The organism is Streptomyces sp. NPDC041205, from assembly GCF_055591765.1.
In genome coordinates this window covers 1,283,882-1,308,513 of record NZ_JBVIZH010000002.1, presented here as the reverse complement: position 1 = coordinate 1,308,513, position 24,632 = coordinate 1,283,882, and the positions used below count along the sequence as shown (strand labels likewise).

At 69.0% G+C, this 24,632-nt stretch carries 25 protein-coding genes, 4 tRNA genes and 1 pseudogene; 24 read left to right on the top strand and 6 right to left on the bottom strand.

From position 1 onward, the window contains the following. Positions 1-69: 69 nt before the first annotated feature. The 3 genes and pseudogenes from htpX (at position 70) to ACZ6BG_RS12840 (ending at position 1,903) form a co-directional block, all read left to right on the top strand. Entirely contained in the window at positions 70-933 is an 864-nt protein-coding gene (gene htpX / locus ACZ6BG_RS12850; RefSeq protein WP_030359066.1) for a zinc metalloprotease HtpX, read from the top strand. Beyond that, a pseudogene (locus tag ACZ6BG_RS12845) lies at positions 930-1,310 on the top strand (YccF domain-containing protein); the annotation flags it as partial. The gene htpX and the pseudogene ACZ6BG_RS12845, both read left to right, overlap by 4 nt. A 326-nt stretch (positions 1,311-1,636) precedes the next feature. Then, the gene (locus ACZ6BG_RS12840; protein ID WP_030359052.1) at positions 1,637-1,903 is read left to right on the top strand and encodes a GlsB/YeaQ/YmgE family stress response membrane protein; all 267 of its coding nucleotides are present in this window, start codon (positions 1,637-1,639) and stop codon (positions 1,901-1,903) included. Between the two features lie 92 nt (positions 1,904-1,995). On the opposite strand, the gene ACZ6BG_RS12835 is transcribed toward ACZ6BG_RS12840, so the two are convergent. Beyond that, positions 1,996-2,484, bottom strand: a complete 489-nt coding sequence (locus ACZ6BG_RS12835) for a YajQ family cyclic di-GMP-binding protein (RefSeq protein ID WP_030359047.1) — start codon at positions 2,482-2,484, stop codon at positions 1,996-1,998. Between the two features lie 203 nt (positions 2,485-2,687). Between ACZ6BG_RS12835 and ACZ6BG_RS12830 the strand changes: the two genes are divergently transcribed. Continuing rightward, a tRNA-Tyr gene (locus tag ACZ6BG_RS12830) sits at positions 2,688-2,769 on the top strand. A gap of 117 nt (positions 2,770-2,886) precedes the next feature. Further along, complete coding sequence (locus ACZ6BG_RS12825; RefSeq protein WP_468999868.1) at positions 2,887-3,111, top strand: hypothetical protein; 225 nt, start codon at positions 2,887-2,889, stop codon at positions 3,109-3,111. Between the two features lie 26 nt (positions 3,112-3,137). Here ACZ6BG_RS12825 and ACZ6BG_RS12820 read toward each other — a convergent pair whose 3' ends face one another. Both ACZ6BG_RS12820 and ACZ6BG_RS12815 read right to left on the bottom strand, forming a co-directional pair. Further along, positions 3,138-3,794 (bottom strand): SDR family oxidoreductase, encoded by a 657-nt coding sequence (locus ACZ6BG_RS12820; protein WP_468999867.1) that lies wholly within the window; start codon positions 3,792-3,794, stop codon positions 3,138-3,140. A 141-nt stretch (positions 3,795-3,935) separates the two neighbouring features. Beyond that, positions 3,936-5,342, bottom strand: coding sequence for an amidohydrolase family protein (locus tag ACZ6BG_RS12815; protein ID WP_468999866.1), 1,407 nt, complete (start codon positions 5,340-5,342; stop codon positions 3,936-3,938). A gap of 302 nt (positions 5,343-5,644) precedes the next feature. On the opposite strand from ACZ6BG_RS12815, the gene ACZ6BG_RS12810 reads away from it, so the two are divergent. The 6 genes from ACZ6BG_RS12810 (at position 5,645) to ACZ6BG_RS12785 (ending at position 7,871) form a co-directional block, all read left to right on the top strand. Next, a tRNA-Thr gene (locus ACZ6BG_RS12810) sits at positions 5,645-5,717 on the top strand. Positions 5,718-5,766: 49 nt separating this feature from the next. After that, positions 5,767-5,839, top strand: a tRNA-Met gene (locus tag ACZ6BG_RS12805). Between the two features lie 89 nt (positions 5,840-5,928). Next, entirely contained in the window at positions 5,929-6,093 is a 165-nt protein-coding gene (gene rpmG, locus ACZ6BG_RS12800) for a 50S ribosomal protein L33 (protein ID WP_003956487.1), read from the top strand. 138 nt (positions 6,094-6,231) lie between these two features. Then, the gene (locus tag ACZ6BG_RS12795; protein ID WP_468450664.1) at positions 6,232-6,696 is read left to right on the top strand and encodes an FAS1-like dehydratase domain-containing protein; all 465 of its coding nucleotides are present in this window, start codon (positions 6,232-6,234) and stop codon (positions 6,694-6,696) included. Positions 6,697-6,698: 2 nt separating this feature from the next. After that, positions 6,699-7,127 carry a MaoC family dehydratase gene (locus tag ACZ6BG_RS12790; RefSeq protein ID WP_468450666.1) on the top strand — a complete coding sequence of 143 codons (429 nt, stop codon included), beginning with the start codon at positions 6,699-6,701 and terminating at the stop codon, positions 7,125-7,127. A gap of 171 nt (positions 7,128-7,298) precedes the next feature. Beyond that, entirely contained in the window at positions 7,299-7,871 is a 573-nt protein-coding gene (locus tag ACZ6BG_RS12785) for a TetR/AcrR family transcriptional regulator (RefSeq protein WP_468999865.1), read from the top strand. Here ACZ6BG_RS12785 and ACZ6BG_RS12780 read toward each other — a convergent pair. Next, the gene (locus tag ACZ6BG_RS12780) at positions 7,829-7,960 is read right to left on the bottom strand and encodes a hypothetical protein (protein ID WP_468999864.1); all 132 of its coding nucleotides are present in this window, start codon (positions 7,958-7,960) and stop codon (positions 7,829-7,831) included. The two genes, ACZ6BG_RS12785 and ACZ6BG_RS12780, sit on opposite strands and share 43 nt — an antisense overlap. A gap of 43 nt (positions 7,961-8,003) precedes the next feature. Between ACZ6BG_RS12780 and ACZ6BG_RS12775 the strand changes: the two genes are divergently transcribed. Beyond that, positions 8,004-9,437 carry a DHA2 family efflux MFS transporter permease subunit gene (locus ACZ6BG_RS12775; RefSeq protein WP_468999863.1) on the top strand — a complete coding sequence of 478 codons (1,434 nt, stop codon included), beginning with the start codon at positions 8,004-8,006 and terminating at the stop codon, positions 9,435-9,437. Between the two features lie 148 nt (positions 9,438-9,585). Beyond that, a complete protein-coding gene (locus ACZ6BG_RS12770) occupies positions 9,586-10,647 on the top strand; it encodes a UDP-N-acetylmuramate dehydrogenase (RefSeq protein WP_468999862.1) in 1,062 nt (353 codons plus the stop codon). A 27-nt stretch (positions 10,648-10,674) separates the two neighbouring features. On the opposite strand, the gene ACZ6BG_RS12765 is transcribed toward ACZ6BG_RS12770, so the two are convergent. After that, a complete protein-coding gene (locus tag ACZ6BG_RS12765) occupies positions 10,675-11,694 on the bottom strand; it encodes an adenosine deaminase (protein ID WP_468999861.1) in 1,020 nt (339 codons plus the stop codon). Positions 11,695-11,823: 129 nt separating this feature from the next. After that, on the bottom strand, positions 11,824-13,050 hold the full coding sequence (locus tag ACZ6BG_RS12760; RefSeq protein WP_468999860.1) for a pyridoxal phosphate-dependent aminotransferase: 1,227 nt from the start codon (positions 13,048-13,050) through the stop codon (positions 11,824-11,826). Positions 13,051-13,243: 193 nt separating this feature from the next. On the opposite strand from ACZ6BG_RS12760, the gene ACZ6BG_RS12755 reads away from it, so the two are divergent. The 11 genes from ACZ6BG_RS12755 to rpoB all read left to right on the top strand — a co-directional run bounded on the left by ACZ6BG_RS12755 (position 13,244) and on the right by rpoB (position 24,583). Further along, a tRNA-Trp gene (locus ACZ6BG_RS12755) sits at positions 13,244-13,316 on the top strand. Positions 13,317-13,422: 106 nt separating this feature from the next. Further along, a complete protein-coding gene (gene secE / locus ACZ6BG_RS12750) occupies positions 13,423-13,710 on the top strand; it encodes a preprotein translocase subunit SecE (RefSeq protein ID WP_030359036.1) in 288 nt (95 codons plus the stop codon). Positions 13,711-13,787: 77 nt separating this feature from the next. Then, a complete protein-coding gene (gene nusG, locus ACZ6BG_RS12745; protein ID WP_468999859.1) occupies positions 13,788-14,756 on the top strand; it encodes a transcription termination/antitermination protein NusG in 969 nt (322 codons plus the stop codon). 266 nt (positions 14,757-15,022) lie between these two features. Further along, positions 15,023-15,550, top strand: coding sequence for a hypothetical protein (locus ACZ6BG_RS12740; protein ID WP_468999858.1), 528 nt, complete (start codon positions 15,023-15,025; stop codon positions 15,548-15,550). Positions 15,551-15,764: 214 nt separating this feature from the next. After that, complete coding sequence (gene rplK, locus ACZ6BG_RS12735) at positions 15,765-16,199, top strand: 50S ribosomal protein L11 (protein ID WP_030359033.1); 435 nt, start codon at positions 15,765-15,767, stop codon at positions 16,197-16,199. A gap of 107 nt (positions 16,200-16,306) precedes the next feature. Next, entirely contained in the window at positions 16,307-17,029 is a 723-nt protein-coding gene (gene rplA, locus ACZ6BG_RS12730) for a 50S ribosomal protein L1 (RefSeq protein ID WP_030359032.1), read from the top strand. Between the two features lie 220 nt (positions 17,030-17,249). Further along, entirely contained in the window at positions 17,250-18,149 is a 900-nt protein-coding gene (locus tag ACZ6BG_RS12725) for an SCO4651 family lipoprotein (RefSeq protein WP_468999857.1), read from the top strand. Positions 18,150-18,277: 128 nt separating this feature from the next. Continuing rightward, a complete protein-coding gene (locus ACZ6BG_RS12720; protein WP_468450685.1) occupies positions 18,278-19,135 on the top strand; it encodes an SCO4651 family lipoprotein in 858 nt (285 codons plus the stop codon). A gap of 334 nt (positions 19,136-19,469) precedes the next feature. Beyond that, complete coding sequence (gene rplJ / locus ACZ6BG_RS12715; RefSeq protein ID WP_030359029.1) at positions 19,470-19,997, top strand: 50S ribosomal protein L10; 528 nt, start codon at positions 19,470-19,472, stop codon at positions 19,995-19,997. A 111-nt stretch (positions 19,998-20,108) separates the two neighbouring features. Then, positions 20,109-20,498: a 50S ribosomal protein L7/L12 gene (rplL, locus tag ACZ6BG_RS12710; protein WP_016645187.1), complete on the top strand. Its 390-nt coding sequence runs from the start codon at positions 20,109-20,111 to the stop codon at positions 20,496-20,498. Between the two features lie 599 nt (positions 20,499-21,097). After that, complete coding sequence (gene rpoB, locus ACZ6BG_RS12705; RefSeq protein ID WP_016645186.1) at positions 21,098-24,583, top strand: DNA-directed RNA polymerase subunit beta; 3,486 nt, start codon at positions 21,098-21,100, stop codon at positions 24,581-24,583. Positions 24,584-24,632 lie beyond the last annotated feature (49 nt).

Sequence of the window (24,632 nt, the reverse complement as noted above, 5' to 3'; positions counted from 1 at the left end):
AGGGTCCACTGAACAGTGGAAGCACCAGCAAGCAGAGGGTTCCCCCGCGCACCACCAGGAGGGCGTACCGTGCACCGCCGGACCAACGGGCTGAAGACCGCCGTACTCCTCGGGGGACTGTCCGCACTCATCATCGTCATCGGCAGCTTCTTCGGGCGTATGGGCCTGATCGTCGCGCTCTTCGTGGCGGTCGGCACGAACGCGTACGCGTACTGGAACAGCGACAAGCTGGCCCTGCGCGCGATGCGGGCACGCCCGGTGAGCGAGTTCGAGGCCCCCGAGCTGTACCGCATGGTGCGCGAGCTCTCGACGCAGGCGCGGCAGCCCATGCCCCGGCTCTACATCTCACCGACCGAGGCGCCGAACGCCTTCGCGACCGGCCGCAACCCACGCAACGCCGCCGTCTGCTGCACGGACGGCATCCTGCGCATCCTCACCCCGCGCGAACTGCGCGGCGTGATCGGCCACGAACTGAGCCATGTCTACAACCGCGACATCCTGATCTCCTCGGTCGCGGGGGCACTCGCCTCCGTCATCATGTTTCTGGTCAACTTCGCCTGGCTGATTCCGATCGGACGCTCGAACGACAACGAAGGACCCGGCATCTTCGGGATGCTGTTGATCATGCTGCTCGGCCCGCTCGCCGCGTCCATCATCCAGCTCGCCATCAGCCGTTCCAGGGAGTACGAGGCCGACGCGTCCGGCGCGCAACTCACCGGCGACCCACTGGCTCTGGCCAGTGCCCTGCGCAAACTCGACGCCGGTACGAAGCAGTTGCCGCTTCCGCCGGAGCCCCGGCTCGAAACGGCGAGCCATATGATGATTGCCAATCCGTTCCGGCCCGGCCAGGGCATGTCGAAGCTGTTCTCCACCCACCCGCCGATGGCGGAGCGCATCGCCCGGCTCGAGCAGATGGCAGGTCGTCAGCAGTGAAGACAGTTCTGAACGTCATTTGGCTCATCCTGTGCGGCCTGTGGATGTGCTTGTTCTATCTGTTCGCGGGCGTGCTGCTGTGCATCACGATCATCGGCATTCCGTTCGGCCTCGCGTCGTTCCGCATCGGCCTGTTCGCGCTGTGGCCCTTCGGGCGCAAGGCGGTCGAGCGCGGGGACGCGGGCGCGCCCTCGCTGATCGGCAACATCCTCTGGCTGATCCTCGCGGGCTGGTGGCTCGCCCTCGGCCACGTCTTCACCGGCCTGCTGCTCTGCGTCACGATCATCGGCATCCCGCTGGGCCTCGCCAACTTCAAGATGATCCCCATCTCGCTGCTGCCCCTCGGCCGCGACATCGTGCCCACGGACGAGCCGTTCACGGCCGCCGGCCCGATCGGCGCTCCCGCCCGCGCGGGCGCCGGACCGTCCCCGTACGGCGCTCCGGGCGGCCAGCCGCCGTCCGGATCCCTGCCGCCCGGCCGGGACTGACCAAAGCCCACCGCACCGCACCCCACCCGCACCCCACAGCCGCCGCCCTGCCGCGCCCGCTGCGCTCCCGCACGCCCCGCGCCTCCGCTGTGTCCTGCGCCGCATCCAGCGGGCACCCGGGAACCGCGCACGCCCCTCACCACGTCCTTCAGGACAACACTCCACGAAAAGGTACGAAGAGCCACTCGCACGCCAGCACGAAAAGGCAGGTCACCATGGGCATCATCAGCTGGATCGTTCTCGGGCTGCTCGCCGGTGCCACCGCCAAGCTCCTGCTCCCGGGCCGCGATCCGGGCGGCTTCATCGGTACGACGCTGATCGGCGTCGCGGGAGCCTTCGTGGGCGGCTGGATCTCCGCGCGCTTCCTCGACCGCCCGATAGCCGACCACTTCTTCGACGGCGCGACCTGGGCCGCGGCCATCGGCGGCTCCCTCGTCCTTCTGATCGCCTACCGCATCCTCTTCGGCCACTCACGCCGCTGACGACGGCACAGACTGCAGCCAGCAGCAAGGGCGGGCACCCGATCCGGGTGCCCGCCCTCCGTCGTACGTCGGCGAGCCGAACGGCCCACGAACTACCGATAGTTCACGAACTGCAGGGCGAAGTCGAAGTCCTGGCCCTTCAGGAGCGCCTGCACGGCCTGCAGGTCGTCACGGCTCTTGGAGCTGACGCGCAGCTCCTCGCCCTGGACCTGCGCCTTGACGCCCTTCGGGCCCTCGTCGCGAATGATCTTCGCCACCTTCTTCGCGTTCTCCTGGGAGATGCCCTCCTGGATCGTGGCGAAGATCTTGTACTCCTTGCCGGACAGCTGCGGCTCGCCCGCGTCCAGCGCCTTCAGGGAGATGCCACGCTTGATCAGCTTGGACTGGAAGACGTCGAGGATCGCGTTGACCCGGTCCTCCGAGTTGGCCTCCATCAAGATCTTCTCGCCGGACCAGGAGATCGAAGCACCGACGTTCTTGAAGTCGTAGCGCTGCGAGATCTCCTTGCCCGTCTGGTTGAGGGCGTTGTCGACCTCCTGCCGCTCGACCTTCGAGACGATGTCGAAACTGGAGTCGGCCATGTCCTGTGGCTCCTTGTATCGGGGTCTGCGTACTCAGCGGGTACACGGCCTTCTAGTCGCCGACCGCATCCGTAAAGCCTAGCCACTGCCTCCCCGCCGGGTGCCGATCAATCGGGTGGCGAAGCACCCCCGGTCATCAGGTATCGTTTACGTCGTTGCCACGGAGCACCGCGAGAGCGGCCAGCCCCGGAGCAGCATCCCCTGGCGGTGTGCCCGAGCGGCCAAAGGGAGCAGACTGTAAATCTGCCGGCTTCGCCTTCCCAGGTTCGAATCCTGGCGCCGCCACATGAAGGAAACCCCCTTCGTCCTGCGACAACGCAGGCACGGAGGGGGTTCTTCGTTTTTCTGGTTCCGGGGCCGGTTGCCGCAGGTCCGGGCTTCGGCGTGGGCACACTGGGACGTATGTCGTCGTCCAGTTCGTCCCGTCGCAGACACTGCCCCGTGTGCCGTCGTGAAATCGCGGTCGTGGGAGGGAGGTTCGCCCGCCACGATCCGCCCGGGCCGCGTGGCACCGGGGATCTCGTCTCGTGCCCCGGGTCCCGGCAGCACGCCCACCTCGGCGCCGCGCAGCCCGCGCTCGACGGGTACGTGGTGCCGGAGTTCCCGGGGCAGCTGCCGCTGTTCTGACGCTTCGGACAGGACAGCGGCGCGCGTCAGTTGCCCGCGACCGACTTCGCCGCCACCGAGACCGGTGTCGAGCCGCTGATGAGTTCGAGGGTGAGCCCCGCCGTCGCCGGGGTCTCCAGGAGCTCCGCGAGCACCGCGGCCACGTCGTCGCGCGGGATCGGGCCCCGGCCGGTCGAGGCCTCCAGGCGTACGAGACCCGTGCCGGCGTCGTCCGTCAGCATGCCGGGACGCAGGACCGTCCAGTCCAGGGCGGTGCGGCCGCGTACGTACGCGTCGGCCTCGCCCTTGGCCCGCAGATAGGCGTCGAAGATCTCGTCGCCGGGGTGGTCGGGGTCCGCGCCCATCGACGACACCACGATGTACCGGCGGGCCCCGGCGCGCTCGGCGGCGTCCGCGAACAGGACGGCGGCGTCACGGTCCACCGTGTTCTTGCGGTCCGCCCCGCTGCCGGGCCCCGCGCCCGCCGCGAACACCGCCGCGTCCGCGCCCTCCAGATGCCGGGCGACCTCCTCCACGGACGTCGACTCCAGGTCGCACAGCACCGGTTCGGCGCCGGCGTCCCGGAGATCGGCCTCGTGGGCCGGGTTGCGGATGAGCCCTGCGGCTTCGTCACCGCGCGCGGCGAGCAGTCGCTCAAGCCGCAGCGCGATCTGACCATGACCTCCAGCGATGACAATGCGCATGCTCCCGACCGTACGGCAGCCCGCGTGTGATCGCGGCTGGAACGTCCCGCACCAGGCCACATGCCGTACGGGCCACCCCCTGGAGACGTACGGACCACTCAGAGGCGCACGGCCCACCGCACAGCCTCACCACCCGCCCCCTCACGAGACCACCCCACCCTCCTTCCCCCGCCCCTGCCGCGGCAGATCGAGCGCCACCGCGGCCGCCGAGTCGCAGTACTCCCGCACCGCGCTGGTCCGCGCCACCACGCGCCCCCGGTGCACCACGATGCGGCTGTACGCCAGCGACAGCGCCCCGGCGAGGGTGTCGCCGCGCACGGCGAGGAGTTCCGCGGGGAACCCCGCCTCCACCCTGACCCCGGGCAGCCCCATCGCCGCCCGCGCCGCCGAACTCACCGCGTCGTAGGCCTCCTCGGGGCGCAGCCCCTGCCGGGACGCGAGGAGGTACGCCGCCTCCAGCGGATCCCCGCGGCCCACCGGGTTCGCCGCGTCCCGCAGCGCCCCGCTGCCCGCCGCGACCCGCACCCCGGCGGCCCGCAACAGCCGCACCGGGACCGCCCCGCCGTCCGGCACCCCCGCGGACGCGGCCGCCCGCGCCCCGTGCCCCGCGCCCCCGCAGTCGCCCTGCGGCAGGCACACCACCGTCACACCGGCCGCCGCCAACTGCTCCGCGGTCCGCGCCGCCACGTCGGACGGCAGCCGCCCGAGGCCGCCGCACGGCCCGATCGCCACCCCGGGCCGCAGCCCCCCGGCCGCTGCCGCGAGCCGCGCCAGACGGGCCGGATCCCCGCCGTCCGTATGCAGGTCGACCGCGCAGCCGTGCTCCGCCGCCAGGTCGAGGACCGCCTCCGCGTACCCCGTCGGATCGGGGTCCAGATCCGGGCAACCGCCCACTACGGAGGCGCCCATTTTCACCGCGTCCCGCAGCATCGCCATCCCGTCGGCGCCCGCCATCCCGGTCAGCAGCCGCGGCACCGCCACTACGGAGAGGTCGGTAAGGCCGCGCAGCGAGCGCCGCGCCTGGAGCACCGCCTGCAGCGAGTCCAGGCCCTGGACGTCACCGATCCGCACATGCGAGCGCAGCGCCGTCGCCCCGTGCCCGAGCTGCAGCAGCGCCGCCTCGGTGGCGCGCCGCTGCACGTCCTGGACGTCCCCCGGGACCGGGCCGTCCGCGAGCGCGCTCAGCGCCGTGTCGCTGTGCGCGTGCGGCTCCGCCGCCGCGGGCAGCAGGAGGTAGCCGCTCAGGTCCACGCGCCCCGCGTGCGCGGCCAGACTGCCCGCCGTACCGACAGCCTCGATACGGCCCTCAGCGAGCCGTACGTCCACGGTCCTGCCGTCCGTCAGCCGCGCCCCGCTAAGCAGCAGCGCGGCGGGCGCGGCGGGTGCCGGGGAGGGCGAGGGGGCGGACGACGGGGAGGGTGAGGGCGAGGGCGACGGTGCCGGGGGGCCCGCGGCGTTCCGGGCGTCGTGGGCGTCCTGGGGGCCGGGGGACTCCCGGGGGCCGGGGGAGTCGGGCGAAGAGGGCTGCTGCGGCTGGCTGTCGGGCATCGCGCTCCTGGTGCTCGGGGGCGGCTGCGGGCGGCTCGAGGCGTGCCGGGACGCGACCCGAGGGCGCGCGTGGACGGCGGCGTCGAGGCACGCAAGATCACGCAGCGCGGGTCGAGCCTAGGGCGGTGGGGAGCCCGCTTCGCGGAGGAGCGCAATAGTCGTACTGCTGTGGTGCGAGGGCCTGGTGGCCCCTGGTGAGGCGGGTGAGGCGGCCTTTTGTGGGCCTGCGCCATGCCCCCGGACGGCCCTGGCGAAACGGATTTGGGCGATCGGCGGGCGAGCGTGTAATGTCTTCATCGCTCGCCCCAATAGCTCAGTCGGTAGAGCGTCTCCATGGTAAGGAGAAGGTCTGCGGTTCGATTCCGCATTGGGGCTCTGATGTGTGAGGTTCCTCGCTTCCGGGCGAGGGGCCGAAGCGCATCGCAGCGGTGTAGCTCAGTCGGTAGAGCAAGCGGCTCATAATCGCTGTGTCACCGGTTCAAGTCCGGTCACCGCTACCCTTCAGTAGCCGATTGTGGGGTCGGTCCTTCGATCGGCTACTCTTTTATGCGTTCATCCGTCCATCCGTCCGTCAAGGAGCACTCACGTGGCTGCCACCGACGTCCGCCCGAAGATCACGCTGGCCTGCGTGGAGTGCAAGGAGCGGAACTACATCACCAAGAAGAACCGGCGTAACAACCCGGACCGACTGGAGATGAAGAAGCACTGCCCGCGTTGCAACTCGCACACCGCGCACCGCGAAACGCGATAAAAACAGGCTAGTACTCGAGGCCGCCCCCGATCACTCGGGGGCGGCCTCGAGTCATTTCCGGACCCATCCCGCCCGCCGCACCGGCGGCGGCCCCGTCCGGCCCCTACCGAGAACCCAGCTGCCAGGAGGTGCCGAGCCATGGCGCTCGACCAGTCCTTCGTGGGGCGGTCCTACCCGCCCACCGACCCCTATGAGGTCGGCCGCGAGAAGATCCGCGAATTCGCGGTCGCGGTGGGTGACGCCAATCCCGCGTACGCCGACCCGGAAGCCGCCAAGGCGCTCGGCCACCCCGATGTGCTCGCCCCGCCGACCTTCGTGTTCGCGATCACGTTCAAGGCCGCGGGCAAGGTCATCGAGGACCCGCAGCTGGGCCTCGACTACAGCCGAGTCGTGCACGGCGACCAGAAGTTCGCGTACACGCGTCCCGTGTACGCGGGCGACCGGCTCACGGTGACCTCGACCATCGAGAACATCAAGTCGCTCGCCGGCAACGACATCCTGGACATCCGCGGCGAGGTCCACGACGAGGCCGGGGAGCACGTCGTGACCGCCTGGACCAAGCTCGTCGCGCGCGCGGCGGAGCCCGCCGCAGAGGGGGCGTGACCATGACCGCGAAGATCGCATACGACGACGTCGAGGTCGGCACCGAACTCCCGGCCCAGACCTTCCCGGTGACACGCGCCACACTCGTGCGGTACGCGGGCGCCTCCGGCGACTTCAACCCGATCCACTGGAACGAGAAGTTCGCGGTCGAGGTCGGCCTTCCCGACGTCATCGCGCACGGCATGTTCACGATGGCCGAGGCCATCCGCGTCGTGACGGACTGGGCGGGTGACCCGGCCGCCGTCGTCGAGTACGGCGTGCGCTTCACCAAGCCCGTCGTGGTCCCGAACGACGACAAGGGCGCCACGATCGAGGTCAGCGCGAAGGTCGCCGCGAAGCTCGACGACCAGCAGGTGCGGGTCGATCTGCTGGCCAAGAGCGGCGACCAGAAGGTGCTCGGCATGTCCCGGGCGGTCGTGCGGCTGGCCTGAGGGTCTGACTGTTCGGCCGACGGCACGGCCGCGAGTCGCGTAGTAGTAGCAGTAGTAAGGGGCGCCCGCCATTGCGGACGCCCCTTACTCGTGCCCCCGGAGGGTCACCCCTCGGCACCCCCGCAAGGCCACCCCTTGACTTGGTTAGTGATTGGACACTAACTTATTCGCATGGTCAGGATGAGCGCAGAGGAGAGGCGCGAGAGCGTCATCCGCGCGGCGATGAGCGAATTCGCCCGCGGTGGGTATCACGGGACGTCGACCGAGGCGATCGCCAAGCGCGTCGGAGTCTCGCAGCCCTATCTCTTCCGGCTCTTCCCGAGCAAGAAGGCGATCTTCCTGGCGGCGTCGGCGCGCTGCCTGGAGGACACCCGCAAGGTCTTCGCGAAGGCGGGCGAGGGGCTGCACGGCGAAGAGGCCCTGCACGCCATGGCCATCGCGTACTCGAAGCTCATCGCCGACGACCCCGACAAGCTCCAGATGCAGCTCCAGACGTACGTCGCCGTGGCGGCCGCCGAGGCCGCCGGGGACCACGAGTTCGGCGAGATGGTGCGCGCCGGATGGATGGAGATCTGGGAGGCCGCGCATCTGCCGCTCGGGGCGGACGTGGATGGGACGACGCAGTTCATGGCCTACGGGATGCTGATCAACGTCCTGTCGGCCATGGGGTTCCCCGCCGACCACCGGGTCTGGGAAGGGTTCTACATGTCGGCCCAGCCCCAGGAGAGGTCCGTGCAGTCGTAGTAGCCGCAGTGGCTGTCGTGGCAGCCGTAGCAGCTGTAGTGGCCGTGGCCCGGGATTCGCGCCTCGTCATGACCATGAAAGTTAGTCATCAATTACTAACCTGACATCCGACACTCACCGTCCGGGGGAGACATGTCACAGCAAGCAGCATCCCGCGGGGGAACCGTCTGGGCCCTCGTCATCACCAGCGTCGCCGGTTTCATGGCGGCCCTCGACAACCTCGTCGTCACCATGGCGCTGCCCTCCATCCGCAAGGATCTGGGCGGCGCCCTTGAAGACCTCGAATGGACGGTGAGCGCCTACACCCTCACCTTCGCCGTGCTGCTGATGTTCGGTGCGGCCCTGGGGGACAGGTTCGGGCGCCGCAAGCTCTTCGGCGTCGGCCTCGCGATCTTCACCGGTGCCTCCGCCGCCGCGGCCCTCGCGCCCGGCATCAACGAACTGATCGCCGCCCGCGCGGTACAGGGCGTCGGCGCCGCGATCATGATGCCGCTCACCCTGACGCTGCTCACGGCCGCCGTACCGGCCGCCAAGCGCGGCATGGCGTTCGGGATCTGGGGCGCCGTCAACGGCCTCGCGGTCGCCAGCGGGCCGCTCATCGGGGGCGCGCTCACCGAGCACGTCTCCTGGCAGTGGATCTTCTGGCTGAACGTCCCGCTGGGCCTGGCCCTGCTGCCGCTCGCCCGCATACGTCTCGCCGAGTCCTACGGCACCGGCGCCCCGCTCGACTTCCCCGGCACCCTGCTCGCCAGCGGCGGCCTCTTCGGGATCGTGTACGCCCTGATCCGCGGCAACATCGACGGCTGGACCAGCGCGCCCGTTCTGACCGGTCTGATCGCGGGCACCGCGCTGCTCGGAGGCTTCGTGCGCCACGGCATCCGCGCCAAGAACCCGATGCTGCCGATGCGGCTCTTCCGGAGCCGGGCGTTCTCCGCGATCAACGCGGCCAGCCTGCTGATGTTCGTCGGCATGTTCGGCTCGATCTTCCTGCTCAGCCAGTTCCTCCAGGGCGTGCTCGGGTACTCGCCGACCGAGGCGGGGCTGCGGCTGCTGCCCTGGACCGGCATGCCGATGATCGTCGCGCCGATCGCGGGCTATCTGTCCGACCGCATCGGGGGCCGGCCGATCGTCACCGCGGGACTCGCCCTCCAGGCCGTCGGGCTCGGCTGGTTCGCCCTCGTCCTGTCTCCCGACGTGTCGTACGCCGCCCAGCTGCCCGCCCTGATCATCAGCGGGGTCGGCATGGCGCTGTACTTCGCCCCGGCCGCCAGCCTGGTCATGGCCAGCGTCCGGCCGTCCGAGCAGGGCATCGCCTCCGGGGCGAACAACGCGCTGCGCGAGGTGGGCGGGGCGCTCGGTGTCGCCTTGATGGCCTCCGTGTTCTCCGCGCAGGGCGGGTACGAGTCGCCGGTGGCGTTCGTGGACGGGCTCGAGCCCGCGTTGTGGGTGGGGGCCGGGGTGGTGGCGCTCGGGGCGGTGGCCGCGGGCCTGCTTCCCCGGCGGGGGGCGGCCGCCGTGGTCGCCGGACCTCCCGTGGCCGAGGAGCGGGTGCCTGTGTCCGTGTGACGGGGGTTCCCATGGGGCTGCGCCCCTTTCCCCCTTGTTGGCCCTTCGGGCCTCGTCCTCAAGCGCCGGACGGGCTGACAGCAGCTCGTCCGGCGCCTCACGTGCTGCCCGGCCCCGCCCGAGCGCTGCCGCCACGGCCCGTACCCTTGTGCCTGTGCAGGTACTCCACGACGCCCCCCTCGCCCCGCTCACCACCTTCCGGCTCGGTGGGCCCGCTGCTCGGCTGATCACCGCGACGACCGACGCCGAGGTGATCGCCGCCGTTCGCGAAGCCGACGACTCCGGGACCCCGCTGCTGATCGTCGGTGGGGGGTCGAACCTGGTCATCGGCGACAAGGGGTTCGACGGCACCGCCCTGCGCATCGCCACCACCGGCTTCGCCCTGGACGGCACCCGCCTCGAGCTCGCGGCCGGTGAGGTCTGGACGGACGCCGTGGCGCGCACCGTCGACGCGGGCCTCGCGGGCATCGAGTGCCTGGCCGGTATCCCCGGCTCCGCGGGCGCGACGCCGATCCAGAACGTGGGCGCGTACGGCCAGGAGGTCTCCTCGACGATCACCGAAGTGGTCGCGTACGACCGGAAGGACCGCGAGACGGTCACCATCGCGAACGCGGACTGCGACTTCTCGTACCGCCACAGCCGTTTCAAGGCCGATCCCGACCGCTTCGTGGTCCTGCGTGTGCGCTTCCAGCTGGAGGACGCGGGCGGGATGAGCGCCCCGATCGCCTATCCGGAGACGGCCCGCACGCTGGGCGTCGAGGCCGGGGACCGGGTGCCCGCCGCCGTGGCGCGCGAGACCGTCCTGAAGCTGCGCGCGGGCAAAGGCATGGTGCTCGACCCCGAGGACCACGACAGCTGGTCGGCCGGGTCGTTCTTCACCAACCCGATCCTCACGGACGAGCAGTTCGCCGTCTTCCACGCGCGCGTGGCGGAGCGGCTCGGCCCGGACACCGCACCGCCCGCGTTCCCGGCGGGCGAAGGGCGCGTGAAGACCTCCGCGGCCTGGCTCATCGACAAGGCCGGCTTCACCAAGGGCTACGGCCAGGGCCCGGCCCGCATCTCCACCAAGCACACCCTGGCCCTCACCAACCGCGGCGACGCCACCACGGAGGACCTGCTGGCCCTGGCCCGCGAGGTCGTCGCGGGCGTCCGGGACGCCTTCGGCATCACGCTGGTCAACGAGCCGGTGACAGTGGGCGTCAGCCTGTAGAGCCGCGCCAGGACGACCAGAGCCGCGTCAGGACGCCAGCCACTCCTCGATCCCCGCGAGCAGCTTCTCCTGTACGTCCGCGGGCGCCGCCGACCCCCGCACCGACTGCCGCGCCAGCTCGGCCAGTTCGGCGTCGCCGAAGCCGTGGTGCTGCCGCGCGATCTCGTACTGCGCGGCCAGGCGCGAGCCGAAGAGCAGCGGGTCGTCGGCGCCGAGCGCCATCGGCACCCCGGCGTCGTACAGCGTCCGCAGCGGCACGTCCTCGGGTTTCTCGTAGACACCGAGGGCCACGTTGGACGCCGGGCACACCTCGCAGGTCACGCCCCGCTCCGCGAGCCGCTTCAGGAGCCGCGGGTCCTCGGCCGCCCGCACACCGTGCCCGATGCGCCGCGCGTGCAGGTCGTCGAGGCAGTCCCGCACCGAAGCGGGCCCGTTCAGCTCGCCGCCGTGCGGGGCCGCGAGCAGCCCGCCGTCGCGGGCGATGGCGAAGGCGCGGTCGAAGTCCCGCGCCATGCCCCGCCGTTCGTCGTTGGAGAGCCCGAAGCCGACGACGCCCCGGCCGGTGAACCGCACCGCGAGCCGGGCCAGCGTGCGCGCGTCCAGGGGGTGCTTCATGCGGTTCGCGGCGACCAGGACGCGCATCCCGAGCCCGGTCTCGCGCGAGGCCTTGTCGACGGCGTCCAGGATGATCTCCAGGGCCGGGATGAGCCCGCCGAGCCGGGGCGCGTACGACGTCGGGTCGACCTGGATCTCCAGCCACCCCGACCCGTCCTTGATGTCCTCCTCGGCCGCTTCCCGCACCAGGCGCTGGATGTCCTCGGGCTCGCGCAGACAGGACCGCGCCATGTCGTAGAGCCGCTGGAAGCGGAACCAGCCCCGCTCGTCGGTCGCCCGCAGCTTCGGCGGCGTCCCCCCGGTCAGGGCCTCCGGCAGGTGGACCCCGTACTTGTCGGCGAGCTCAAGCAGCGTCGAGGGCCGCATCGACCCGGTGAAGTGCAGGTGCAGATGGGCCTTCGGCAGCTCTCTTACGTCTCGTACGCGCTCCATTCCAGGATCTTGCCGTACGGGTGGGGTGCCCCGGTAGCGGCTTTCCTCATTCGTGGTCCGCCCTGAACAAAGAAACGGACCCCAGCGCGCCATATGGCGCGCTGGGGTCCGCTCGGCGGCGCGGACCGCTCAGTCGCGCGCTTCCGCCAGCAGCTTCTGGATCCGCGAGACACCCTCGACCAGGTCCTCGTCACCCAAGGCGTACGAGAGCCGCAGGTAGCCCGGCGTCCCGAAGGCCTCGCCCGGGACCACCGCGACCTCGGCCTCCTCCAGGATCAGCGCGGCCAGCTCGACGGTGTTCTGCGGGCGCTTGCCGCGGATCTCCTTGCCGATCAGGGCCTTCACCGAGGGGTACGCGTAGAAGGCGCCCTCGGGCTCCGGGCACAGGACGCCGTCGATCTCGTTCAGCATCCGCACGATCGTGCGGCGGCGCCGGTCGAAGGCCTCGCGCATCTTGTCGACGGCCGTCAGATCGCCCGAGACGGCGGCGATGGCGGCGGCCTGTGCGACGTTGGAGACGTTGGACGTGGCGTGCGACTGGAGGTTCGTCGCGGCCTTGACGACGTCCTTCGGGCCGATGATCCACCCCACGCGCCATCCGGTCATGGCGTACGTCTTCGCGACGCCGTTGACGACCACGCACTTGTCGCGCAACTCGGGCAGCAGCGCGGGCAGGGACGTGAACTCGGCGTCTCCGTAGACGAGGTGTTCGTAGATCTCGTCCGTCATGACCCACAGGCCGTGCTCCAGGGCCCAGCGGCCGATGGCCTCCGCGTCCTCGCGGCTGTAGACGGCGCCGGTCGGGTTCGACGGGGACACGAAGAGCACGACCTTCGTGTTCTCGGTGCGCGCGGCCTCCAACTGCTCCACGGAGACGCGGTAGCCGGTGGTCTCGTCGGCGACGACGTCGACCGGGACGCCGCCCGCGAGGCGGATCGACTCCGGGTACGTCGTCCAGTACGGCGCCGGGACGATGACCTCGTCGCCCGGGTCGAGGATCGCGGCGAACGCCTCGTAGATGGCCTGCTTGCCGCCGTTGGTCACCAGGATCTCGGAGACCTCGGGCTCGTAACCGGAGTCGCGCAGCGTCTTCGCGGCGATCGCGGCCTTCAGCTCGGGCAGGCCGCCCGCGGGCGTGTAGCGGTGGTACTTCGGGTTCTTGCAGGCCTCGACGGCCGCTTCGACGATGTAGTCCGGGGTCGGGAAGTCCGGCTCGCCCGCGCCGAAACCGATCACCGGGCGCCCGGCGGCCTTGAGGGCCTTGGCCTTGGCGTCGACGGCGAGGGTCGCGGACTCGGAGATCGCGCCGACTCGGGCGGAGACCCGGCGCTCGGTGGGAGGAGTGACAGCGCTCATGCGCCCATCGTTCCAGACCCGAAACAGCCCCGACACACGGGTTTCCAGGACTGTCCGATCCGGAGCCGGATCCCATCGTGTTCGACGGGGCGCCCCGGACCACGTACACTCACTGGTCGTTGGCCCTCACCGGCCGCACCTTCCAAGAGCACTCGGTGCACATGGTCGGATGCTGTAGGTTGGGGGAAATCAAAGGGTCGTAGCTCAATTGGTAGAGCACTGGTCTCCAAAACCAGCGGTTGGGGGTTCAAGTCCCTCCGGCCCTGCTACACACACCTTCGCCAGGATGTGTGCGCATGTACGTACTGCAATGCACCGCCGTGCGGCTCAACCGGGCGCGGCACGGCCACGACCCGGAATCAGGTGAGACGAGTGACGGACGCCGTGGGCTCCATCGACATGCCTGATGCCCAGGACGAGGCGCCGGACTCCAAGAAGAAGGCGCGCAAGGGCGGCAAGCGAGGCAAGAAGGGTCCGCTGGCCAGGCTGGCGCTCTTCTACCGCCAGATCGTTGCCGAGCTCCGCAAGGTCGTCTGGCCGACGCGCAGCCAGCTCACGACGTACACCACGGTCGTGATCGTCTTCGTCGTCATCATGATCGGTCTGGTGACCGTGATTGACTATGGGTTCAGCAACCTCATCAAGTACATCTTCGGCTGAGCCGAGAGCGAAGGGCGCCGCACCAGGCGCCCCTTTCGCGTGTTCCACCCCCTTGTATCCAGGAAGAAGCAGCCACCGTGTCTGACCCGAACCTGAACGACGCCGTTGAGCCTCGCGCAGAGCACGCGGAGTCCGTGGAGTCCGCGGAGGACCAGCTCGACATCGTCGAGGCGGCGGACGCCGAGGACCCGGACCAGGCCGAGGCTGCCGACGTCGCCGCGGGCGAGCCCGCCGAGGAGGCGGCCCTGCACGTGGAGTCCGACGAGGAAGCGGCGGCCGGTGGCATCGACGTCGCCGAGACCGACGAGGACGCCGACGCGGCCGAGGCCGTCGCCGACGAGGAGTCCGACGAGTCCGACGAGGACACTGCCTCCGACGAGGACACCGAGGACGTCGAGGACGCGGCCCCCGCCGAGGAAGCGGAGCCGGTCGACCCGATCGCCGCCCTGCGCGAGGAGCTCCGCGGCCTGCCCGGCGAGTGGTACGTCATCCACACCTACGCCGGTTACGAGAACCGCGTGAAGACCAACCTCGAGCAGCGCGCCGTCTCGCTCAACGTCGAGGACTTCATCTTCCAGGCCGAGGTGCCGCAGGAAGAGGTCGCCCAGATCAAGAACGGCGAGCGCAAGACCATCCGTCAGAACAAGCTCCCCGGCTACGTCCTGGTGCGCATGGACCTGACGAACGAGTCCTGGGGCGTCGTCCGCAACACCCCCGGTGTCACAGGCTTCGTCGGCAACGCCTACGACCCGTACCCGCTGACGCTGGACGAGATCGTCAAGATGCTCGCCCCGGAGGCCGAGGAGAAGGCCGCCCGCGAGGCCGCCGAGGCCGAGGGCAAGCCCGCCCCGCAGCGCAAGGTCGAGGTCCAGGTCCTGGACTTCGAGGTCGGCGACTCGGTCACCGTCACCGACGGCCCGTTCGCCACGCTGCAGGCCACGATCAACGAGATCAACGCCGACTCGAAGAAGGTCAAGGGCCTCGTCGAGATCTTCGGCCGCGAGACCCCGGTCGAGCTGAGCTTCGACCAGATCCAGAAGAACTAGCTCGAAGATCTTCGTACAGGGCCCCTGACCGGCGGGAAACCGCTGGTCGGGGGCTTTGTCATGGCCATCGACGAACAAATGTGTTCCACGCCACAACCATCGGGTGCCCCGGGCTGTCTCACTTGTAGACGGAAACGCCCGGTCCCTTCCTCCACGACACCTCAGCACGCTTATGGGGATCTCTGTCGCCATGAGCGGCGATTTGTGGTGCTCTGCTGCGGTATGGCATCCGGGCTCCTGCACCGACGAGCAAGGGGGACCACCTGATGCGTGCCCGCAAGACTGCGATTGCTGCCTCCGCCTGTGCCTTCGTCCTGCTCGGCGCCGGCTCGGCGCTGGCCGGAACCGGCCCCGCGCCCGCGCCCGACGCCAGGAAGGCGGCGCCCCAGTCGACCGCGCCCTCGGCGGACGGCAACCCGCGGAGCCTCAAGGCCCAGGCGGCCGGGGTCTGTTCCGACGCCTACCAGATCGGCACCACCGCGTACATCGACCGGAAGGGAGCGCGCGCCGCGTCGGTGAAGCAGTTCTACTCGCCCAGCTGCAAGAAGAACTACGGCTACGTCTGGGTGTGGAAGAGCTTCCGCGACAAGGTGAAGGACTACGACGTCAGCACCGGTGTGTACAGCTACTCCCGGGACGAGGTCGTCGGCCAGGACTGGTGGAACAAGACCAACGTCCAGGAGTTCTGGTCGCTGCCCGCCGACACCGCCCAGGAGTGCACCGCCGCGATCGGCGAGCTGCGCGCTCCCGGCGACCCGCTCCCGGGCCACGCCATGACGTCCAAGCGCTGCTGAGCGCACCCGCTGCCCGGTGGTCGCAGCCGGGTGCCGAGGGCCGCGGGCCCCGCCCTCCCGGGGGTGGGGCCCATGGTCTGCTCAGATACCGGTTTGGGCCCCGCCGAGATACCCGTTATCGTAGTGCGGTATGCCTCCATCCGGATGATCGCGACTATCGATGATCATCGCCACGGATGCGGCTCAACACTCTCACTAGGACCCGGAGAGAGCAATGCCTCCCAAGAAGAAGAAGGTCACGGGGCTCATCAAGCTCCAGATCCAGGCCGGTGCCGCCAACCCGGCGCCGCCGGTCGGCCCCGCGCTGGGCCAGCACGGCGTGAACATCATGGAGTTCTGCAAGGCGTACAACGCCGCGACCGAGTCGCAGCGTGGCTGGGTGATCCCGGTGGAGATCACGGTCTACGAGGACCGTTCCTTCACCTTCATCACCAAGACGCCGCCGGCCGCCAAGATGATCCTCAAGGCCGCGGGCGTGGAGAAGGGCTCCGGCGAGCCGCACAAGACCAAGGTCGCCAAGATCACCCAGGCGCAGGTCCGCGAGATCGCCACCACCAAGATGCCCGACCTCAACGCGAACGACCTGGACGCCGCGTCGAAGATCATCGCCGGCACCGCCCGTTCCATGGGCATCACGGTCGAGGGCTGATCCCAGCTCCCCGCGACGGAGTCGCACGGTCGACCCCGTGACCTCAAGTGGCAGGGCCAGGCGCTGGCCCGGACCACGAACTCCAAACCTGAACCTCAGGAGTAGAAGTGAAGCGCAGCAAGACTCTCCGCGCTGCGGACGCCAAGATCGACCGGGAGAAGCTGTACGCCCCGCTCGAGGCCGTCCGTCTCGCCAAGGAGACCTCCGCGACCAAGTTCGACGGCACCGTCGAGGTCGCCATGCGTCTGGGCGTCGACCCGCGCAAGGCCGACCAGATGGTCCGTGGCACCGTGAACCTCCCGCACGGCACCGGCAAGACCGCCCGGGTCCTGGTCTTCGCGACCGGTGACCGTGCTGCGGCCGCGGAAGCCGCTGGGGCCGACATCGTCGGCGCCGACGAGCTGATCGACGAGGTCGCGAAGGGCCGCCTGGACTTCGACGCCGTCGTCGCCACCCCGGACCTCATGGGCAAGGTCGGCCGCCTCGGCCGCGTGCTCGGTCCGCGTGGTCTGATGCCGAACCCGAAGACCGGCACCGTCACCCCCGACGTCGTGAAGGCTGTCAACGACATCAAGGGCGGCAAGATCGAGTTCCGCGTCGACAAGCACTCGAACCTGCACTTCATCATCGGCAAGGTGTCCTTCGACGACACCAAGCTGGTGGAGAACTACGCCGCGGCCCTGGAGGAGATCCTCCGTCTGAAGCCGTCGGCCGCCAAGGGCCGGTACATCAAGAAGGCCGCCGTCACCACCACGATGGGCCCCGGCATTCCGCTGGACTCCAACCGCACCCGCAACCTCCTCGTCGAGGAGGACCCGGCCGCCGTCTGAAGCTGACGGCAGCCGCGCCTGGCGCGAATGTGACGGGCCCCGCAACCATTTCCGGTGCGGGGCCCGTCCCGTTTTTCGGGTACATGCCCGGGGGACGGGCGGTGCCGGTGCGCGCGCTGCGGTGCGCACGGACCGCGTACGGAGATGGACACGGGAGACACGCGGACGAGCGGGCTGCGCTAGCGTGCTGGCTCTCCATGGACGCAAGGGGTGGGACGACATGAACAGCACGACTGTGCGACGCCTGGCGCTGGCGGTCGCGGCCGCGGCGGCCCTGACCGGCGGGGTCACGGCCTGCGGCTCCTCGGACGACTCGGGGGACTCCGACAATGCCAAGGGGTCCGGCAAGGGCGGCCTGAGCGTCAGCCCCATAGCCGCGCTGCGCACCATCGAGAACACCACCGACAAGGCGGATTCGGCCAAGGTGGAGTCCGAGACCACCATGGGCTCCGTGATGTCGATGAAGGCCAAGGGCGCCCTCGGCTGGGCCGACGGTCTCACCGGCAACATGACCATCACGTACACCGGTGGCCAGATGGCGGAGACGATGCGCCAGGCCGGCACCACGTCGATGGAGGCCCGCTATCTGCCCGAGGCCTACTACGCGAAGATGGGCGAGCGGTTCGCCGCCCAGGCCGACGGCAAGCACTGGGTGAAGTACGCCTACGACGACCTGGAGCGGATAGGCGGCGGCTCGGGCGCGTACATGAAGGACGCGATGCAGAACAGCACGCCGCACCAGTCGGTGAAGATGCTGCTCGCCTCCGGTGACGTGAAGAAGGTCGGCGAGGAGAAGGTGCGCGGCGTGGACACCACGCACTACTCCGGCACCGTGAACGTCGCCGAGCTGGCGGAGAAGAGCTCCGGCCTGAGCGAGTCCCAACTCGCCGACATGAAGAAGCAGTTGGAGCAGGCCGGGATCACGACCGAGACCATCGACATCTGGGTCAACGACGAGAACCTGCTCGTGAAGAAGACCGAGCGCGGCCAGATGAAGACGGGCCAGCTCTCCGCCACCGCGTACTACAGCGACTACGGCACCGAGGTCTCCGCCGAGGAGCCCCCGGCCGGTGACACGGCGGACTTCAAGGACCTGATGAACAGGCAGCCGAGCATGTAGGACCGCCACGGCCCCGCCCCGCACCACTGGTGCGCCCAGCCGCCCGGGAACCCGGAGGAAGGCCCCGCCTACCTTCGGGTAATCTCGGCCGGGCAATAAGTGGATCAAATGTTCCTAGGGGTGGGGTCATGAGCATTTCCGTACGTACGGGACGTAAGAGAACCGCGGGCGCCGCGCTCGCCGCCGTGCTGCTCGCCGGTGGCGCGGTCAGCTGCGGGTCGGAGAAGTCCGACAAGGCGGGGGGCGACATGGCGCCCGCGGCGGCCGTGAAGAAGGCCGCGGCCAAGAGCGAGGACCTGACCTCGTTCACCTTCCGCATGGACGGCAAGGTCCCGGGCGACGGCCGGGTCAAGGCGGAGGCGGCTATGAGCACCAAGCCGCTCGCCATGCGGATGGAGATGAGCGCGACCGACAAGGGTGTCCCGCAGAAGGCGGAGATCCGGCTCGTCGGCGGCGGCCTCTACCTCGGCGGCGGCAAGGAAGCCGCCAAGGAGATGGACGGCAAGAGCTGGATCAAGTTCCCCGCCAAGGGCCTGGGTAAGGGCACGGACAAGCCCGGCGGCACCTCGCTCTCCGCCCAGGCAGACAACAACCCGGCCGACCAGTCCACGCTCCTCACCGGCTCCGACGACCTGAAGAAGGTCGGCACCGAGAAGGTCGAGGGCGTCGAGACCACCCACTACACGGGCACGGTCACGATGGACCGGCTGCGCGAGCTCATGAAGGACGAGGACGCGGCCACCAAGAAGCGTCGGGAGAAGAGCTTCAAGCAGTACGAGGACATGGGCGTCGAGAAGCTCACGATGGACATGTGGATCGACGGCGAGGACCACACCAAGCAGTTCCGCGCCCGCGGCAAGGGCGACAAGGGACCCCTCGACATGACCATCACCTTCATCGACTACAACAAGAAGGTGACCATCACGGCCCCGCCGGCGAGCCAGGTCATGGACATCGCCAAGGAGATGAAGGGCGCCCAGGGCTGATCCCCGGCCGGCCCGGGCCGACCCGATTTGCCTGACGCGGATCCGTTCGCGTACTCTTCCACAGAAGCCAAAGACCGCTGGTCGTTGCCGTGCGCTCGCAAGAGGGCGCGGTGGCCGAAGGATCCGCTGAAGCTGCGGACGACCCGCGTAGGTGACTGTGGAAGTGCTCCCGGACGGTTCTCCGTCAGGTCGAGCTCACGCCCCGTGCGCCTGCGCCGGGGCGTTTCGTTTTGTGCAGAACCCCTTCCTGTGTGCCTGATTCAGGCGGTCCGGCGACACGTGGCTGATCGAAAGGTCAGTCGAGGATCATCACCCCGGAAGGAGGCCGAGGCTCATGGCGACGTCCGACAAGGTCGCAGCCGTCGAGGAGATCACGCAGAAGCTGCGCGACTCCAACGCTGCTGTTGTCACTTCTTACACCGGACTGTCCGTGGCGCAGCTCAAGGAGCTTCGCCGTTCTCTCGGCGAGAACGCTCAGTACCGTGTGGTGAAGAACACGCTGACCAAGATCGCGGCCAACGAGGCCGGGATCCAGCTGGACGAGCACCTCAAGGGCTCGACGGCTGTCGCCTTCGTGACCGGTGACCCGGTCGAGGCGGCGAAGGGTCTTCGTGACTTCGCCAAGGACAACCCCTCTCTCGTCATCAAGGGCGGTGTCCTTGACGGCAAGGCGCTGACCGCCGACGAGATCAAGAAGCTTGCGGACCTCGAGTCCCGCGAGGTTCTGCTCAGCAAGCTGGCGGGTGCCATGAAGGGCAAGCAGTCCCAGGCTGCCTCTGTCTTCCAGGCGCTCCCGTCGAAGCTCGTCCGCACCGTGGACGCGCTTCGCGCCAAGCAGGCCGAGCAGGGCGGTGCCGAGTAATTCGGCTCGCACAGTGACCGCCGCCTGAGGCGACGGTCGTATGCGGGCCACTAGTACGCCCGCCTCTCATGTACATCCGGCACCCGCCGAATTAGTGGAAGGACCGCCATCATGGCGAAGCTCAGCCAGGACGACCTGCTCGCTCAGTTCGAAGAGATGACCCTCATCGAGCTCTCCGAGTTCGTGAAGGCCTTCGAGGAGAAGTTCGACGTCACCGCCGCCGCTGCCGCGCCGGTCGTCGTCGCCGGTGGTGCCGCTGGTGGCGCCGCCGCCGAGGCCGCCGAGGAGCAGGACGAGTTCGACGTCATCCTCACCGGCGCCGGCGACAAGAAGATCCAGGTCATCAAGGTCGTGCGCGAGCTGACCTCCCTGGGTCTGAAGGAGGCCAAGGACCTCGTCGACGGCACCCCGAAGCCGGTCCTCGAGAAGGTCGCCAAGGACGCCGCGGAGAAGGCCGCCGAGGCCCTCAAGGGCGCCGGCGCCTCCGTCGAGGTCAAGTAACACCTCGCCGCGCGCCCACGGGCGCGTGGCACGGAGTCTTCCGACTCTTCCGTGTGGTCGCGGCCCCAGGGCTGTAACGCACACACACCGAACGGCGATCACCCATGTGGGTGGTCGCCTTTCGGCGTTCCCGGGCACGCGTGCGGCGGCTGCCTTGCACTGGCGGTCGCGGCGAGTATGGTGATCTTCGTTGTGCCTGGCGACAGGCCGTGACGGCGACGACGCCAGGCCTCGTCCGGGCATGGGGGCCTTGACGAACCGCACGCAGCGCGCAATTCTCAGGACGCGTCGTCACAACGATCCGCATCCGAGGCATGGATCGGCGACGAAGAGGGCAGTATCGATGTGCGTTGAGGACGTGGCTTGCCGCAGGTGTTGAGAACAACGAGGGTCTCCAGAAACCGGGACTGGACATCAGTGGGCCAGGTGGCTACACTGACCCTTTGCGCTGCCTGTTAGCTGCCTCCTGCCCGTCACCAGGGGCATGCCCATGCTTGAGCACCGTGGACTGAAACCGCCCTGACCTGGGATTTCCGTCTCTCTGCCAGCTTGGGACCGGTACGCGCGTAGTGAGTCCGAGCCCTCGGAAGGACCCCCTCTTGGCCGCCTCGCGCACTGCCTCGACCGCGAATACGAACAACGGCGCCAGCACCGCCCCGCTGCGCATCTCCTTTGCAAAGATCAAGGAGCCCCTCGAGGTTCCGAACCTTCTTGCGCTGCAGACCGAAAGCTTTGACTGGCTGCTCGGCAACGACGCGTGGAAGGCTCGTGTCGAGGCGGCTCTGGAAAGCGGACAGGACGTCCCCACCAAGTCCGGTCTGGAGGAGATCTTCGAGGAGATCTCCCCGATCGAGGACTTCTCCGGGTCGATGTCCCTGACCTTCCGCGACCACCGTTTCGAGCCCCCGAAGAACTCCATCGACGAGTGCAAGGAGCGCGACTTCACGTTCGCCGCCCCGCTCTTCGTCACCGCCGAGTTCACCAACAACGAGACCGGTGAGATCAAGTCCCAGACGGTCTTCATGGGCGACTTCCCGCTCATGACGAACAAGGGCACCTTCGTCATCAACGGCACCGAGCGTGTCGTGGTGTCGCAGCTGGTCCGTTCGCCCGGCGTCTACTTCGACTCCTCCATCGACAAGACGTCCGACAAGGACATCTTCTCCGCCAAGATCATCCCGTCCCGGGGTGCCTGGCTCGAGATGGAGATCGACAAGCGCGACATGGTCGGTGTCCGCATCGACCGCAAGCGCAAGCAGTCGGTCACCGTGCTCCTGAAGGCTCTCGGCTGGACCACCGAGCAGATCCTCGAGGAGTTCGGCGAGTACGAGTCCATGCGCGCCACCCTGGAGAAGGACCACACCCAGGGCCAGGACGACGCGCTGCTCGACATCTACCGCAAGCTCCGTCCGGGCGAGCCGCCGACCCGTGAGGCCGCCCAGACGCTGCTCGAGAACCTGTACTTCAACCCGAAGCGCTACGACCTCGCGAAGGTCGGCCGCTACAAGGTCAACAAGAAGCTGGGTGCGGACGCGCCGCTCGACGCGGGCGTCCTGACGGTCGAGGACATCATCGCCTCGATCAAGTACCTGGTGAAGCTGCACGCCGGTGAGACCGAGACCGTCGGTGACAGCGGTGTGGGCATCGTCGTCGAGACCGACGACATCGACCACTTCGGCAACCGCCGCCTGCGCAACGTCGGCGAGCTCATCCAGAACCAGGTCCGCACGGGTCTGGCTCGTATGGAGCGCGTCGTGCGTGAGCGCATGACGACGCAGGACGTCGAAGCGATCACGCCGCAGACGCTGATCAACATCCGGCCGGTCGTCGCCTCCATCAAGGAGTTCTTCGGCACCAGCCAGCTGTCGCAGTTCATGGACCAGAACAACCCGCTGTCGGGTCTCACCCACAAGCGCCGCCTGTCGGCTCTTGGCCCGGGTGGTCTCTCCCGTGAGCGGGCCGGCTTCGAGGTCCGAGACGTGCACCCGTCGCACTACGGCCGCATGTGCCCGATCGAGACGCCCGAAGGCCCGAACATCGGCCTGATCGGCTCGCTCGCGTCCTACGGCCGTGTGAACGCGTTCGGCTTCGTCGAGACCCCGTACCGTCGGGTCGCCGACGACCAGGTCACCGACGAGGTGGACTACCTGACGGCCGACGAGGAGGACCGCTTCGTCATCGCCCAGGCCAACGCGCCGCTGACCGACGACATGCGGTTCGCCGAGAACCGCGTCCTGGTCCGCCGCCGTGGTGGCGAGGTCGACTACGTCGCCGGTTCCGACGTGGACTACATGGACGTCTCGCCGCGCCAGATGGTGTCGGTCGCGACGGCCATGATCCCCTTCCTCGAGCACGACGACGCCAACCGTGCCCTCATGGGCGCGAACATGATGCGTCAGGCCGTGCCGCTGATCACCGCCGAGGCCCCCCTCGTCGGCACCGGCATGGAGTACCGCTGCGCGGTCGACGCCGGTGACGTGATCAAGGCTGAGAAGGCGGGTGTGGTCCAGGAGGTCTCCGCGGACTACGTCACCGTCACCAACGACGACGGCACGTACACCACGTACCGAGTCGCCAAGTTCTCCCGCTCCAACCAGGGCACCTCGGTGAACCAGAAGGTTGTCGTCGAGGAGGGTGCCCGCGTCATCGAGGGCCAGGTCCTCGCCGACGGTCCGGCCACCGAAGAGGGCGAGATGGCCCTCGGCAAGAACCTGCTCGTGGCGTTCATGCCGTGGGAGGGTCACAACTACGAGGACGCGATCATCCTGTCGCAGCGCCTCGTGCAGGACGACGTCCTCTCCTCGATCCACATCGAGGAGCACGAGGTCGACGCCCGTGACACCAAGCTCGGCCCCGAGGAGATCACCCGGGACATCCCGAACGTCTCCGAGGAGGTCCTCGCCGACCTCGACGAGCGCGGCATCATCCGTATCGGTGCCGAGGTCGTCGCCGGCGACATCCTCGTCGGCAAGGTCACGCCCAAGGGTGAGACCGAGCTGACGCCGGAGGAGCGCCTGCTCCGCGCGATCTTCGGTGAGAAGGCCCGCGAGGTCCGTGACACCTCCCTGAAGGTCCCGCACGGCGAGATCGGCAAGGTCATCGGCGTCCGCGTCTTCGACCGCGAGGAGGGCGACGAGCTTCCCCCCGGTGTGAACCAGCTGGTGCGCGTGTACGTGGCGCAGAAGCGCAAGATCACCGACGGTGACAAGCTCGCCGGCCGTCACGGCAACAAGGGCGTCATCTCGAAGATCCTGCCCATCGAGGACATGCCGTTCCTCGAGGACGGAACTCCGGTCGACATCATCCTCAACCCGCTGGGTGTCCCGTCCCGAATGAACCCGGGACAGGTCCTGGAGATCCACCTCGGCTGGCTCGCCAGCCGCGGCTGGGACGTCTCCGGGCTCGGGGACGAGTGGGCGCAGCGCCTGCAGGCGATCGGCGCCGACTCGGTCGCCCCGGGCACCAACGTCGCGACCCCGGTCTTCGACGGCGCCCGCGAGGACGAGCTGGCCGGTCTGCTCCAGCACACGATCCCGAACCGCGACGGCGAGCGCATGGTGCTCCCCTCCGGCAAGGCGCGCCTGTTCGACGGCCGCTCCGGCGAGCCGTTCCCGGACCCGATCTCGGTCGGGTACATGTACATCCTCAAGCTGCACCACCTGGTCGACGACAAGCTGCACGCGCGCTCGACCGGTCCGTACTCGATGATCACCCAGCAGCCGCTGGGTGGTAAGGCTCAGTTCGGTGGCCAGCGCTTCGGAGAGATGGAGGTGTGGGCCCTTGAGGCATACGGCGCCGCCTACGCCCTCCAGGAGCTGCTGACGATCAAGTCCGACGACGTGACCGGCCGCGTGAAGGTCTACGAGGCCATCGTCAAGGGCGAGAACATCCCCGAGCCCGGCATTCCCGAGTCCTTCAAGGTGCTCATCAAGGAAATGCAGTCGCTCTGCCTCAACGTGGAGGTGCTGTCCTCGGACGGCATGTCCATCGAGATGCGCGACACGGATGAGGACGTCTTCCGCGCGGCGGAGGAGCTCGGTATCGACCTGTCCCGGCGCGAGCCGAGCAGCGTCGAAGAGGTCTGACGGGAGTCCGGCGGGCTCAAGCATGAGCCCGCCGGCCCCAGGACCCCCG

Bases quoted from the DNA above. Each gene is read 5' to 3' on its own strand.
- ACZ6BG_RS12840 (WP_030359052.1), top strand. From the start codon at position 1,637: ATGGGCATCATCAGCTGGATCGTTCTCGGGCTGCTCGCCGGTGCCACC.
- ACZ6BG_RS12835 (WP_030359047.1), bottom strand. From the start codon at position 2,484: ATGGCCGACTCCAGTTTCGACATCGTCTCGAAGGTCGAGCGGCAGGAG.
- ACZ6BG_RS12825 (WP_468999868.1), top strand. From the start codon at position 2,887: ATGTCGTCGTCCAGTTCGTCCCGTCGCAGACACTGCCCCGTGTGCCGT.
- ACZ6BG_RS12820 (WP_468999867.1), bottom strand. From the start codon at position 3,794: ATGCGCATTGTCATCGCTGGAGGTCATGGTCAGATCGCGCTGCGGCTT.
- ACZ6BG_RS12815 (WP_468999866.1), bottom strand. From the start codon at position 5,342: ATGCCCGACAGCCAGCCGCAGCAGCCCTCTTCGCCCGACTCCCCCGGC.
- ACZ6BG_RS12795 (WP_468450664.1), top strand. From the start codon at position 6,232: ATGGCGCTCGACCAGTCCTTCGTGGGGCGGTCCTACCCGCCCACCGAC.
- ACZ6BG_RS12790 (WP_468450666.1), top strand. From the start codon at position 6,699: ATGACCGCGAAGATCGCATACGACGACGTCGAGGTCGGCACCGAACTC.
- ACZ6BG_RS12785 (WP_468999865.1), top strand. From the start codon at position 7,299: ATGGTCAGGATGAGCGCAGAGGAGAGGCGCGAGAGCGTCATCCGCGCG.
- ACZ6BG_RS12780 (WP_468999864.1), bottom strand. From the start codon at position 7,960: ATGACTAACTTTCATGGTCATGACGAGGCGCGAATCCCGGGCCACGGC.
- ACZ6BG_RS12775 (WP_468999863.1), top strand. From the start codon at position 8,004: ATGTCACAGCAAGCAGCATCCCGCGGGGGAACCGTCTGGGCCCTCGTC.
- ACZ6BG_RS12765 (WP_468999861.1), bottom strand. From the start codon at position 11,694: ATGGAGCGCGTACGAGACGTAAGAGAGCTGCCGAAGGCCCATCTGCAC.
- ACZ6BG_RS12760 (WP_468999860.1), bottom strand. From the start codon at position 13,050: ATGAGCGCTGTCACTCCTCCCACCGAGCGCCGGGTCTCCGCCCGAGTC.
- ACZ6BG_RS12740 (WP_468999858.1), top strand. From the start codon at position 15,023: ATGCGTGCCCGCAAGACTGCGATTGCTGCCTCCGCCTGTGCCTTCGTC.
- rplK (WP_030359033.1), top strand. From the start codon at position 15,765: ATGCCTCCCAAGAAGAAGAAGGTCACGGGGCTCATCAAGCTCCAGATC.
- ACZ6BG_RS12725 (WP_468999857.1), top strand. From the start codon at position 17,250: ATGAACAGCACGACTGTGCGACGCCTGGCGCTGGCGGTCGCGGCCGCG.
- ACZ6BG_RS12720 (WP_468450685.1), top strand. From the start codon at position 18,278: ATGAGCATTTCCGTACGTACGGGACGTAAGAGAACCGCGGGCGCCGCG.
- rplJ (WP_030359029.1), top strand. From the start codon at position 19,470: ATGGCGACGTCCGACAAGGTCGCAGCCGTCGAGGAGATCACGCAGAAG.
- rplL (WP_016645187.1), top strand. From the start codon at position 20,109: ATGGCGAAGCTCAGCCAGGACGACCTGCTCGCTCAGTTCGAAGAGATG.